Origin of the sequence: Neisseria sp. P0022.S009, assembly GCF_051956675.1 — a bacterium.
Classification (GTDB): Bacteria; Pseudomonadota; Gammaproteobacteria; order Burkholderiales; family Neisseriaceae; genus Neisseria.
Window position 1 is genome coordinate 613,900 of sequence record NZ_JBQCXE010000001.1, and the last position, 12,795, is coordinate 626,694.

Below are 12,795 nucleotides of genomic sequence, written 5' to 3' on the forward strand. Positions count from 1 at the left end.
CAAAATCAGTCTTTTTGAAACAATTTCATTGCAGGCAGGACGATGGCGCAAGCCAAGGCACCGGCGGCTACTCCGATCACCAGATTGGCGATATGTTCCATCATGCCGCTGTCCCAATGTTGCGCGTGGAGGAAGTCGTGCAAAAAAACAAGGTTGTGGGCGATCAGTCCGCCGCCGACCAAGAACATCGCCAGCGTGCCGACAATGCTCAAGCCGCGCATAAACCAAGGCATAAATGAAATCAAACCGCGTCCGATGCCTTGTACGGCAGCACTTTTTTGGCGCATCAGCATCATACCGAGGTCGTCAAGTTTGACGATAATGCCGACCAAACCATAGACCAATGCCGTCATGCCGACACCGATGGCGGCCATAACCAAAGAACGTGTTATCAGGTCATATTTTTCAACAACGCCCAGCGCAATAATGATGATTTCGGCGGAGAGGATGAAATCCGTGCGGACCGCGCCTTTAACTTTTGTTTTTTCGTCTGTAACTTCAGGCTCGGCATCGTGTTCGTCTTCGTGTTCATTGCGGTGCAGAAATTTGTGCAACAGTTTTTCCACGCCTTCAAAACACAAATAAACACCGCCGATCATCAGCAAGGGCGTAATCAGCGCAGGCACGAAAGCGGAAAGCAACAGCGCAAGTGGCACCAGAATCAGCTTGTTGACCAGAGAGCCTTTTGCCACCGCCCAAATAATCGGCAATTCGCGCTCGGCAGATACGCCGGTTACCTGATTGGCGTTGAGCGCCAAATCGTCGCCGACCACGCCGGCGGTTTTCTTGGCGGCGACTTTGGTCATCATCGCTACATCGTCCAAAACGGCGGTAATGTCGTCCAAAAGCGTAAAGAGAGAGGCGAAGGCCATAATGTTGTCCGGATAAAATCAAATAAACGCGCGATTATATATGAAAATTCAGTTGCTTGAATGGTTTCAGACGGCCTTTGACGGAAATTAACCAAAGGCCGTCTGAAAATGCTATTTCGGTGTATAACGTCCCGCCATGGCTTTGTACACCATATTTTCGTATTTTAAAGCTTCATAGCGTTGGTTCAGCAGGTTTTGCGCCGAGCTGTATTCCGTATTCAAAGCCTCCAGCCAGTCTTTCAGTTCGTTTTTACCGTGTTGGTAGCGGACTTGATAGTAATGGCTGTTTTTCTTGTCCAACTGGTAACGCTGTTCCTGATTGGCAAGGCCGGCCTGCGCGTTTTTGTAGGCAAGGTAGTTGGTGTTGACTTCGTTGAGCGCTGTGGTCAGGGCTTTTTCAAAATTCAGCTTGGCGCTGTCCATCTCCGCTTGTACGGTTTTGTCTTTCCATTTCATGGTCTGCCAATTAAGGAAAGGCAGATTGATGGTGGCCGAGCCGCCTAACATGGGGATATTGAACGTGCTTTTTGCTTTGTCGGACGACGTACTCAAACTTGCGCCCAAAGTAATCGACGGATACCAACTGCGTTTTTGCGCGTTGACCGATTGTTGCGACGCTTGCAGGCGGTATTCGGCGGCGCGCAGGTCGGGGCGGTTGGCCAAAACGGTAATCGGTACGTCCAAGTTCACGCCTTTGACCGGCAACAGGCGGAATTGTGCTGGATCGGCGACCATGTTTTCAGACGGCCTTAAATTCAATAAATTACGCAAAACCTGTTTTTGCGTATCCAAATTGTTTTGCAAAGACAACAGGCTGTTTTCTGCGTTCAACAATGACTGTTTGGCTTGCGTCGGTTGGCTGGAGTCGGCCCGGCCGTAGCGGAACTTGGCATTCGCAATGCGGTTGATTTCCTGATATTGCTTCAGCGATTTTTGCGCCAACTCGATGGCTTCGTTCAGGTAGGCAATATTGAAATACGCATCGGCGACATTATTAATCAAAGTCAGGCGTGTGTTGGCCATGTCTTCATGCGTGGCTTGGTATTCCCATACCTGCGCATCGGCAGTGGCACTGAGTTTGCGCCACAAATCCAATTCGTAGCTCAAGCCAAGCTGGCTGCTGAACGTATTGCCGTGGCTGCCGGTTTTCAGGTTTTTAGAAGCATTCGCGCCCAACGAGCCGCTGAACGAAGGCACCAAATCCGCACCCAAAATATTGGCTTGGTACAAAGCCTTGTTGACGCTGATGGCGGCCTGTTTCAAATCGATATTGTTCGCCAGCGCCTGCTCCATCAGCGCATTAAGCTGCTGGCTTTGGTAGATTTCCCACCAGTTGCCGTTGACATCGTAGCGTTCGGCAGTTTCCGCCGCGCTCATGACTTGGCCGGTCGCTTCCAGCGTCAGATTCGGATTGGCTTTAGGTGCGGCGCACGCACTTAAGGCAAGGGCAACAGCCAATGACAAGGCTGCTTGGGAAAAAGGTTTCGTCTTCATAAAAATCTTTCGGGTAACGGCATTTCAGACGGCCTTAAGATAATAGGCCGTCTGAAACATAATCAATCTTGAGCTAAGGCATCAATCGGGTTGAGCTTGGAAGCCTTGTTGGCAGGCATAAAGCCGAACGCGACGCCGATGGCGGTGGAGCAGACGACTGCGCCGATGACGGAAGCCATGGAAATGCTCATCGGGAAGTCGGTAACAAAATAGTTGAACACCAGGCTGATGCTTGCGGACAACAATACGCCCGAAAGACCGCCGATGATACAGATTAAGACGGCCTCAATCAGAAACTGTTGCAAAATGTTGTTGCGGCGTGCGCCGATTGCCATGCGGACGCCGATTTCTTTGGTGCGCTCGGTAACTGAGACCAGCATGATGTTCATCACGCCGATACCGCCGACCACCAAAGAGATGACTGCGATGGAAGAAATCAGCAGCGTCATGGTGCCGGTTGTGCTTTCCACCATTTCTTTGATGCTGTCGCTGTTGTTCATAAAGAAGTCTTCTGTACCGTGGCGTGCTTTCAGCAACTCGGTCAGGCTTTTTTCGGCAACCTGCGTGTTGGCATCGTCTTTAATTTTGACAACGATGGAGTTGGTATAGCTTTCGCCGGTAATTTGGTGCATGACCGTTGTATACGGCGACCAAAGCATCAGCGAGTCGGAATTACCAAACGAGTTGTCATCCTTTTTCATAATGCCGATGACGGTTAGCGGGCGTTTTTTGAAAAGGATGGTTTTGCCTAAAGGATTGACACCTTCGCCGAAGAGTTTGGTTTTGGTGTTTTGGTCGATGACGACGACTTGGGCATCGGTTTTTACATCGTCATCATCAAACAGACGGCCTTCTTCCAATTTCAAACCGCGCACGTCGAAATATTGTTCGCCTACGCCGTAAAGTGAGGCGGTCAGGTCGGTGTTGCGGTAGGTTAAGGTGCCGCTGGAGTTGGTTTGAGGGGTGGCGGAGGCGACGTAGCTTTGTTGGCTGATGGCTTTTGCGTCATTAATTGTCAGTGTCTTGATTCGTCCGCTGCGGCGGTCGCCAAAACCACGGCCGGGGAAGATGCTGATGGTGTTTGTGCCCATCGAGTTGATGTCTTCCAGGATTTTTTGTTGCGAGCCATTACCCAAGGCCACCACCGATACCACTGAAGCGATACCGATGATAATCCCCAGCATGGTCAGCAGCGAACGCATTTTGTGCGCCATAATCGCCTGTACCGACATTTTGAATGCTTCCATAAATTGATCGTAATAAAACGACCAGGAAGTTTTTTCTTTAATCCGCTCCACTTTGCTGGGCGGAATATCGGGATTTTTAGACGTATCCGAAATAATCTGACCGTCGCGGATTTCGATGACGCGGTTTGCATTTGCCGCAATGCCCGGATCATGGGTGACCATAATCACGGTATGCCCGTCTTCATGCAACTTATGGATGATTTCCATCACATTTTTACCGCTGGCGGTATCCAATGCGCCGGTCGGTTCGTCGGCAAAGATGATTTCGCCGCCGTTCATCAACGCGCGGGCAATCGAAACGCGTTGTTGCTGACCGCCGGAAAGTTCGCTGGGTTTGTTGCCTTCTTTATTTTGCAAGCCCAAATCGCCCAATAATTTTTCCGCACGTTCCGCGCGCTCTTTGCTGTCCATGCCCATATACACGGCAGGCAGGGCGACGTTGTCCCGGGCGGTCAGCGAGCTTAACAGGTTGTAACGCTGGAAAATAAAGCCGAAACGCTCACGGCGCAAAGCCGCCAGCTCATCCGGCTGCATTTGCGATGTTTCGATGCCGTCGATTTGATAAGAGCCGGAAGTGGCGGTATCCAGACAGCCCAAGATATTCATCAGCGTCGATTTGCCCGAGCCGGATTGGCCGATAATCGCCACAAAGTCGCCTTTCTCAATAGAAAGGCTGACATCTTTCAATACATGCACACGGTTTTCACCGCTACCGAAAAAACGGTTGATATTCTTACATTCGATTAAACTCATAATCTTTCCGGGCGAAAAATAGACATACAGGAACTAAGGCCGTCTGAAACACAGTCAAACCTTTCAGACGGCCTTAATCAATCAGCGAGGAGGGCCGCCGCCCATCATCGCGCGTTCGCTGCTCTTACTCTTTTCGTCTGCGCTCATTTCAGAAACGATCACTTTTTCGCCTTCTTTCAAGCCGCTTTTGATTTCGGTATTCATGTTGTCTTTCAAACCGACGGTCACTTCGCGTTCTACCGCTTTATTGTCTGCGCCCAAAATGCTGACATAGGATTTGCCGTTATGCTTTTTCACAGTCAGCGTCGGTACCAGTAAGACATTCTTCACGCCGTTGATTTCAATCGTGTTTTGAGTGGTCATGCCGATGGAAAGTTTGCCGTCGGAATTTGGCACCAGGGCGCGGGCATAGTAGTAAATTGCATTGGAAGTCGTGTCCGTGCTGCTGGTGTAGCTGCCCAAAGACATGGTGGTCAGGCCGGGGTCGACGCTGTCCAATTTCGCTTTAATCGGGGTGTCTGGCTCGGACAAAATGGTGAACGAAATATCCTGACCTGCTTTGACTTTCGTAATATCGCCTTCGGCAATCTGCATTTTGTTTAACATGGTTTCCAGATTGGCCAGCTGGATAATGGTCGGCGTAGATTGCGCCGCATTGACGGATTGGCCTTCTTCAACAGGAATGGCGACTACGGTGCCGTCCATGGTGGCGGTAATCCGCGTGTGTCCCAATTCAGATTCGGCTGTATTGATGGAGATTTTGGATTGTTTGATGGAGGCCTTCAGTTCGGCGATATTGGCTTTGGCTGCGGCTAAAGAGTCTTGTGCAGATTCCAAATCTTCTTTGGAAGTGGCCTGTTCTTTCCATAAGGCAAGTTCGCGCTTATATTTTTTCTCCGCACTGGAAAGCGCGATTTCGGCAGAAACCAATTTTGCCTGATAAGTTTCCAGTTTGGATTTTTCGGTATTCAACGTGTTGAGCTGATTGGTTGAGTCGATTTCTGCAATCAGATCGCCTTTTTTCACTTGTTGGCCCAGTTTCACATACAGTTTTTTAATCTGGCCTGAAGCTTCCGCGCCTACGGACACCAAATTGGAAGGCGAGATTTCGCCGGTTGCCGATACGGTTTGACGGATATCGCCGCGTTTGACCACTTCCGTAATAAAAGAAGACTGAGGCTCAGGCTTCATCAAAGACCAGCCGCCGAAAGCCGCAGCCACGATAACAGCCGTACCGGCCGCCCACTTGAAAACTTTAGACATATAAAAGGAACCAATTCAATAAAATAACGTCGCAGACAAGCAACAAATGCATTGATAGAAACAAAAAAACAACTGGATTTTACTGTAAAGACCAAGGCCAACCAAGAGACGGTCGGCTTAAATTGAAGTTTAACTTATTGAAATAAAAAATAAAAGAATGAAGATATTTTTCAGAACTTGTACCTCGTTTACATAAATTCCCAAACTCCCTCCGAATCTGAACATTTAAGCCGCAAGAAAACGACTATAATATTCATGTCTTATTCTAATTATTAACGACACAAATAAAATGAAACACCAACAAGGCTTCACGCTTATCGAGCTGCTGATAGTCGTTGTGATTGCAGCCATTCTCGCTACCATCGCCTATCCGTCTTATCAAAACTACATCCGCCAAACGCGCCTTGCCGCCGTCCGCACACAGATGCTTCATAACGCCCAACAACTCGAACGCCACTATACTCAAAAAAGTACTTTTGTAGGGTTTCCTCCTGAAAATTTGCAGCAGAATCAATATTTCAATATTAGTTTTTCCGAAGGTACGGATTCTATGCCTAATCCTTCCGATTCAGGTTATATTTTGAAGGCTGTGCCCAATAAAGAAACCAATGCCGATGAAACTTGTACTGTTTATTACAACGACAGCGGTATCATTTGGGCAAACAGCGATAAACAAAACTGCCCCGGTTATGAAATACCAAAATCGGAATAAATCGAAATATAAAAGGCCGTCTGAATTTCAGACGGCCTTTTGGATGGTTTGGCTGTATAAGCACATTACTTATACAGGGCAAAGATTGGTAATCCTGACCCAATGTGAAGTCAATCTTAGCCCTTGCGGCGCGGTTCGTCGGGGCGGATGCGTGAAGCCAGTTGGTCGAGGATGCCGTTGACGAATTTATGGCCGTCGGTGCCGCCGAAAGTTTTAGTAACTTCGATGGCTTCATTGATGATGACGGGGTAGGGGGTTTCAGGCATGGTGCTCAGCTCATGGCAGGCAACCAGCAAAACGGCGCGTTCGATAGGGCTGAGGTCTTTCTCGTCGCGGTCGAGCAGGGGGCTGATTTTTTCCATGTATTCTTCGGCATGGGTTTGTGCACCGAAAAACAGTTTGTTGAACAGCTCTTCATCCATATTGGGCGCTTGGGACAGTTCGCGGATGTTTTTGGCGATTTCGGGAGCGGCTGTTTTGTTGATGCCTGCTTGATAAATGGCTTGTACGGCAAGCTCGCGTGCGCGGCGGCGTGGGCTTTTCATGGGTATTCCTTGTGAAGAGAGTGCCGATGGTTGTCGGCTGAATATTGAATGATTCAGACGGCCTCAATGTCATGATTGGGAGGCCGTCTGAAAAGATGCGGTATTCAATACGGGGAGAAGTTTATTCTTCGTCGTCTTCGTATTGTTCTGACAAAAGATGGTTGACCAAGTTGGCACATTCTACGGCAACTTTGGCGGCATCGGAGGCTTTTTCTTCGATGCGTGCGACGGCCTGTTCGTCGTTTTCGGTTGTCAGGATGGCGTTGGCAATCGGGATGTTGTAGTCAAGGGCGACGCGGCTGACGCCTGCGCCGGATTCATTGGATACCAATTCAAAGTGGTAGGTTTCGCCGCGAATGACAACGCCGATGGCGATCAGGGCATCGAATTGTTCGGATGAAGCGAGGTTCATCAGCGCGATAGGCACTTCAAGCGCGCCGGGGACGGTGGCAAGCGTGATGTTGTCTTCGGCTACGCCCAATTCTTTTAGGGTGCGGCAGCATACTTTGACCATTTCGCTGCCGATTTCGTTGGTGAAGCGGGCCTGAACGATGCCGATGCGCAGGTTGGTACCGTCGAGGCGTGGTTCGATAATGTTCATGATGATTCCTTCAATATTGGTGAAATAGGGATTCGGCTCGGTTTCAGACGGCCTGGTTATAGGGAAGGCCGTCTGAAATGAAATGGGGATGGATTATTCTTGCGGCTGCCAATCGGCAACAGCTTGGAACTCGCCGTCTTCGTTCAGTTCCCACGCGCTGCCTTCTGCCTGAGTCAGCAGGGGTGCGATGTCGGGATTGTCTGCGGTAATGGCGGAGAGGCTGACAATGCTGAAGTTGTCGGGATTGTCGGTGTATTCGTCGGTTTCGTCGCCGCTGAAAATACGCCAGCCGCTGTCGTTTTCAAATACGGGGGCTTCGCGGTAGAGGAAGCCGACGGGTTCGCCTTGTTCGGCGACGGTGTTGGTAACAATGCAGCGGTCGAGCGCTGCGGCCAGTGCTTGGGCAAATTTGTTCATGGAGTTGGCAAAGAGATGATTTGGCATGATTTTACACGATTCGCCGCTTTTCCGCACGGATGTGTGCAGGGGTGGTTTGATGGTACAATGTCGGTCGAGTGCCGTCAGGTTTGAACATGACGGCTTTTGATTGTTATCGGCTTGAGGGACGTAAGAAACAATGAGCCAAAATAAAAAAGTTGCCGGTGTAGCCTTTTTATTTTGTTTCACTGCGGATGAGGCGTGCTTTTCGGGCTGTTTTTTGAAAGTATGGAATGAAACCTGATTTGCTCAAACAGCAGGCGCATCGAGCGATTCAAAAGCGTCTGGGCTATGAGTTCCGCAATATGGAGCTGCTTCAGCAGGCTTTGACCCACCGCAGCTACAATGCCAAACACAATGAGCGTTTTGAATTTGTCGGCGATTCGATTTTGAACTATTCCGTGGCGCGGATGTTGTTTGACGCGTTTCCGAAATTGTCGGAAGGCGAGTTGTCGCGGATGCGCGCAGCTTTGGTGAATGAAGGCGTGTTGGCTGAAATTGCGTTGGAAATGAATGTCGGCGACGGTTTGTATTTGGGTGCCGGCGAGTTGAAGAGCGGCGGTTTCAGACGGCCTTCGATTTTGGCCGACGCGATGGAGGCGATGTTTGCGGCGGTCAGCTTTGACGCTGATTTTTCTGCGGCGGAAAAAGTGGTTCGCCATTTGTTTGTGGAACGCGTGAAACGCGCGGATTTGAATATCGGCAAAAAAGACAGTAAAACCGCTTTGCAGGAAGCCTTGCAGGCACGCCGCTTTGCCCTGCCGAAATATCGAATCGAAGAGCAGGCGGAGCAGACGGCCGATGCGATGTTTGTGATTTCCTGCGATTTGGGCGAACTTGGTTTCATCTGTAATGCACGCGGCAGCAGTCGGAAAGTGGCCGAGCAAAAAGCGGCATGTGAAGCCTTAGAATGGTTGGAACAGAAGTTTCCTTTGAAAAAATCTAAAAAATAATATTTCAGACGGCCTTTGAGAAAATGCAAAGGCCGTCTGAAACAATCAAGAAAGTCATATATAAATGGATATAGAAACCTTTTTGCAAAACGAGTCGCAACACCCGACGGATTATCGTTGTGGCTTTGTGGCCATCGTGGGTCGCCCGAATGTCGGCAAGTCCACGCTGATGAACCATTTAATCGGTCAGAAAATCAGTATTACCAGTAAAAAAGCACAAACCACGCGCAACCGTGTAACCGGTATTTACACCGACGATACGGCGCAATTTGTGTTTGTAGATACGCCGGGTTTTCAAACCAATCACCGCAATGCCTTGAACGACCGTCTTAATCAAAACGTCACCGAAGCGTTAAGCGGCGTGGACGTGGTGGTTTTTGTGGTGGAAGCCATGCGCTTTACCGATGCCGACCGCGTGGTGTTGAAGCAGTTGCCTAAGCATACGCCTGTGGTATTGGTGGTCAATAAAATCGATAAAGACAAAGCCAAAGACAAATTTGCGCTTGAGGCGTTTATCAATGAAGTACGCCAAGAGTTTGAGTTTGCCGCCAGCGAGGCAGTCAGCGCGAAACATGGTCTGCGTATTGCCAATCTGCTGGAGCTGCTCAAGCCGTATCTGCCGGAAAGTATTCCGATGTATCCGGAAGATATGGTGACGGATAAATCCAGCCGATTCCTGGCGATGGAGATTGTACGCGAAAAATTGTTCCGCTATTTGGGCGAAGAGTTGCCGTATGCGATGAATGTTGAAGTGGAGCAGTTTGAGGAAGAGGAAAGCGGACTGTTCCGCATTTATATCGCGGTGTTGGTCGATAAAGACAGCCAAAAGGCAATTTTGATTGGCAAGGGTGGGGAGAAATTGAAGAAAATTTCTACTGAAGCCCGCCTTGATATGGAGAAATTGTTTGATACCAAAGTCTTCTTGAAGATTTGGGTGAAAGTAAAATCCGGTTGGGCAGACGATATTCGTTTCCTGCGCGAATTGGGTTTGTGATTTAATGTGTTCAAACAGAAGGCCGTCTGAAAAATTTTCAGACGGCCTTTTGTTTGATTAAGCCAACAATTCAGCCAGACGTTTGACGATTTCATCTGCGGCTTGGCGTTTCGATGTTTCCGGAAATGAGGTTTCGGCAAGGTCATCAATAATGGTGATTTGATTGGTTGGCTTACCCATGGAAACGGAAACTTGGTTGGCCACCAGCATCGGTACGTTTTTACGCAAACGTTTTGCCCGTGCAAATTCCAAAACCTGATGGCTTTCGGCAGCGAAGCCGATGCAGAATGGTGGAGAAGGCAGGGCAGCAACGGATGCGAGAATATCCGGATTTTCCGTCAGCTCGATAACCGGGGGCTGATTGCCGTTTTTCTTCAGTTTTTCGTCGCTGCTGTTTTTGACTTTATAGTCTGCAACGGCTGCGACGGAAATAAAGACATCTTGCGCATGGATGTGGCGGTGGACTGCCTGATACATGGCTTCTGCGCTGACAGCCTGTTCAGAATGAGCCAAGCCTGCTGGCAAGGCCGTCTGAATTTGACCGTAAATCAGCGTAATTTTCGCTCCGGCAGCACGGCAGGCACGCGCTAAAGCCATGCCCATTTGTCCGCTGGAAATATTGGTAATGCCGCGGACAGGATCGATGGCTTCAAACGTTGCGCCGGCTGTAATCAGAACTTTTTTGCCACTCAGTAGCTTGGGTGTCCATAAATCCTCTAGCAAATCTGCCAGATCGACCGCTTCGACCATTCTGCCTGTACCTGTTTCTCCGCAAGCCTGTTCGCCGCTGTTTGGGTAAAACACGGTAATGCCGTCTGAAACCAGCTGCTCAATATTGCGCAGGTTGGCAGGGTTGTTCCACATTTCGACATTCATTGCAGGCGCAACGGCCAAAGGACATTTTCTGGCTGCAGCCAAAGTAGTCAGCAGGTTGTCGGCCAATCCGTTGGCAATTTTGGCAATCGTATTGGCAGTCGCAGGCGCAATAAGAAATGCGTCAGCTTCACGCGTCAGATTGATGTGCGCCATGCCATTATTGGAAGCGCCTGAATAGGTATCCGATAACACGGGATTGCCGCTTAATGCTTGGAAAGTCAGCGGGGAGACAAATTCCGTCGCAGAATCCGTCATCACCACCGAAACAGAATGTCCTTGCTTTTTCAGCAGCCTGACCAGTTTACACGATTTATACGCTGCAATACCGCCGGTAATACCGAGGAGAATGTGTTTGCTCATGATATTGGATGTTTAGTTAAGCTATTGTTTGAAATCAAATTCTCTCGATATTGATTTTTGCCAATCCTGCTTTAATGGCATTACCGTATCTTCTGGGTAAGGAAGCTGAAACAATTCCGTTTTTTACTTCAGTTACGTAACTGCATACCTTAAATTCAGGAACAACATTAAGCGAATAATCCCGATTGACTAAAGGGGATACACGCGAATATAAAGTCCATCTCGCCAAGCTGTTATCTTCATAATCGGTTGTTGCGTTGAAGCTGGTTGCACCTTCGCAGAAAGCAATTTGATAATCTGGGTTGAATTCTCCGGGGATGTCATGCGGATCGCGGAAGTTGAACAGTCGGTCATGTGCAAAGAGATTTTGGCGTATATAGGCCCACAATTCTTTTTCTAAGAAATCCTGATCCGCGAAATGCCTTGAAGAATAGCCGCTATCAATAAAGATTTGAATTCTTTCCTGCATATTAGGAACGGCACCGGCCTTGGCCCCCCACATGCCTGCAAGAATCAAAGCAGTGTGCGAGCCCGAATCGCGTATGGTGTGGAATAGGGTGCCACTTTTTATCCATTCCGAAACAGAAGCTGCATCTCGATAACAAATAATAGAATCAGCATCGCGAAATATCACATATTCAGCTTCAGGATCATTTATCGCAAGAAAACGCCACATCGTTCCGGGCCAGTTGTGCAGTTGGGGATCAATATGGATAACCTCCGCACCATTGGCCTTAAACCGTTGGATGGCTTCGGCCGGAACAGAATCATCAACATAGAAACGGCATGTCCAGCCAGGAAAAAGAACAGGAGCAAGCTGGGTATTTAAGACGGCAGGCTCAATATATTTGGAACTATTACCAAATAAAGAAAACGAGATAATCCGTTTTCCATCTTTTGGTGCCGGAGCAGGAATAATTTCATGCTGAAGGTCAGGTATGGCTTTATCTTTCAAGACCAAAGCCTGATGGCCATAAAATCCGGTTCTTTCCCAGTTATCTAGAGCGCCGTAAGCATGTGCAAGTAAATCCAAAGCAGGAATATAGGTGCTATCCAGCTCCAATGTTTTCATTTCGGCCTCAATGGCTTTTTCCCATTTCAATTGCTTTAGATAGACATAAGCAACTTTGTGATGAAATTCGACAGATTGTGGATTGAGAAGGCAAAGAATCTCCGCACGTTTAAGCGCTTCCTCGTAATTTTCCTCTTCGATAAAAGAGTGGTATGCCTGTTCAAATTTTTGTTGGATTTGTTGGTTGCTCATAATAGGACAGTAGTTTTAAATTTATGATTGTTTTATTGAAGAAAGTGTAGATTGTAAGAGTAGATAGGACTAAAGCGCCAGCAATATAAAGAGATATAGCATCTGAATGTGGCAAATAAGAACAAAGAGGTAGCACTATTTATCTTTGAAGATCCTGTACACCTAGTGAATATATAAAATTTGATAAATTTAAAATTATTTAAATACAGGCAGTTGCAGAAATTCTGCAATTTTTTTGAAATTGGGTGTTGACTGGTTTTGTTGGGAGGCGTATAGTTCGGTTCTTCGCTGCTGATGCGGTGAAGAAAACGAAGCAGACAGTATAACACAGTTGGTTGAAATTTTCGATAATTTTAGTTGACTTTTGAAAATTGTACTGTATAATTCGATTCGCTCTTTAAAAAACAGATTACCGATAAGTGT

13 protein-coding genes are annotated in these 12,795 nt (G+C 48.2%); 3 read left to right on the plus strand and 10 right to left on the minus strand.

The window, feature by feature from the left end; all coding sequences use genetic code 11:
* Positions 1-5 precede the first annotated feature (5 nt).
* The 4 genes from ACTHUG_RS02935 to ACTHUG_RS02950 all read right to left on the minus strand — a co-directional run bounded on the left by ACTHUG_RS02935 (position 6) and on the right by ACTHUG_RS02950 (position 5,629).
* Entirely contained in the window at positions 6-872 is an 867-nt protein-coding gene (locus tag ACTHUG_RS02935; RefSeq protein ID WP_440386139.1) for a DUF808 domain-containing protein, read from the minus strand.
* Positions 873-983: 111 nt separating this feature from the next.
* Positions 984-2,366, minus strand: coding sequence for a TolC family protein (locus ACTHUG_RS02940; protein WP_440386140.1), 1,383 nt, complete (start codon positions 2,364-2,366; stop codon positions 984-986).
* Between the two features lie 62 nt (positions 2,367-2,428).
* Positions 2,429-4,366: a MacB family efflux pump subunit gene (locus tag ACTHUG_RS02945; protein WP_204788068.1), complete on the minus strand. Its 1,938-nt coding sequence runs from the start codon at positions 4,364-4,366 to the stop codon at positions 2,429-2,431.
* A gap of 81 nt (positions 4,367-4,447) precedes the next feature.
* Positions 4,448-5,629, minus strand: coding sequence for an efflux RND transporter periplasmic adaptor subunit (locus ACTHUG_RS02950; protein ID WP_440386141.1), 1,182 nt, complete (start codon positions 5,627-5,629; stop codon positions 4,448-4,450).
* Between the two features lie 289 nt (positions 5,630-5,918).
* Between ACTHUG_RS02950 and ACTHUG_RS02955 the strand changes: the two genes are divergently transcribed.
* Positions 5,919-6,341, plus strand: a complete 423-nt coding sequence (locus ACTHUG_RS02955) for a type IV pilin protein (protein WP_440386142.1) — start codon at positions 5,919-5,921, stop codon at positions 6,339-6,341.
* A gap of 116 nt (positions 6,342-6,457) precedes the next feature.
* Here the strand turns inward: ACTHUG_RS02955 and nusB are convergent, their stop codons facing one another.
* The 3 genes from nusB to ACTHUG_RS02970 form a co-directional block, all read right to left on the minus strand.
* Positions 6,458-6,886 carry a transcription antitermination factor NusB gene (gene nusB / locus ACTHUG_RS02960; RefSeq protein ID WP_004519698.1) on the minus strand — a complete coding sequence of 143 codons (429 nt, stop codon included), beginning with the start codon at positions 6,884-6,886 and terminating at the stop codon, positions 6,458-6,460.
* A 121-nt stretch (positions 6,887-7,007) separates the two neighbouring features.
* Positions 7,008-7,487: a 6,7-dimethyl-8-ribityllumazine synthase gene (gene ribH, locus ACTHUG_RS02965; protein WP_003748562.1), complete on the minus strand. Its 480-nt coding sequence runs from the start codon at positions 7,485-7,487 to the stop codon at positions 7,008-7,010.
* A gap of 93 nt (positions 7,488-7,580) precedes the next feature.
* On the minus strand, positions 7,581-7,904 hold the full coding sequence (locus ACTHUG_RS02970; protein WP_003748560.1) for a DUF2185 domain-containing protein: 324 nt from the start codon (positions 7,902-7,904) through the stop codon (positions 7,581-7,583).
* 254 nt (positions 7,905-8,158) lie between these two features.
* Here ACTHUG_RS02970 and rnc point away from each other — a divergent pair, with 254 nt between their 5' ends.
* Both rnc and era read left to right on the plus strand, forming a co-directional pair.
* Positions 8,159-8,878: a ribonuclease III gene (rnc, locus tag ACTHUG_RS02975; RefSeq protein WP_440386143.1), complete on the plus strand. Its 720-nt coding sequence runs from the start codon at positions 8,159-8,161 to the stop codon at positions 8,876-8,878.
* Between the two features lie 64 nt (positions 8,879-8,942).
* Complete coding sequence (era, locus tag ACTHUG_RS02980; protein ID WP_036493257.1) at positions 8,943-9,872, plus strand: GTPase Era; 930 nt, start codon at positions 8,943-8,945, stop codon at positions 9,870-9,872.
* A 57-nt stretch (positions 9,873-9,929) separates the two neighbouring features.
* Here era and coaBC read toward each other — a convergent pair whose 3' ends face one another.
* From coaBC to ACTHUG_RS02995, 3 genes are all read right to left on the minus strand, one after another.
* Positions 9,930-11,108: a bifunctional phosphopantothenoylcysteine decarboxylase/phosphopantothenate--cysteine ligase CoaBC gene (gene coaBC, locus ACTHUG_RS02985; RefSeq protein WP_440386144.1), complete on the minus strand. Its 1,179-nt coding sequence runs from the start codon at positions 11,106-11,108 to the stop codon at positions 9,930-9,932.
* 34 nt (positions 11,109-11,142) lie between these two features.
* Entirely contained in the window at positions 11,143-12,372 is a 1,230-nt protein-coding gene (locus ACTHUG_RS02990) for a tetratricopeptide repeat protein (protein WP_440386145.1), read from the minus strand.
* A gap of 195 nt (positions 12,373-12,567) precedes the next feature.
* Positions 12,568-12,795: hypothetical protein (locus ACTHUG_RS02995; protein WP_440386146.1), on the minus strand; the 228-nt coding region annotated here is incomplete at its 5' end.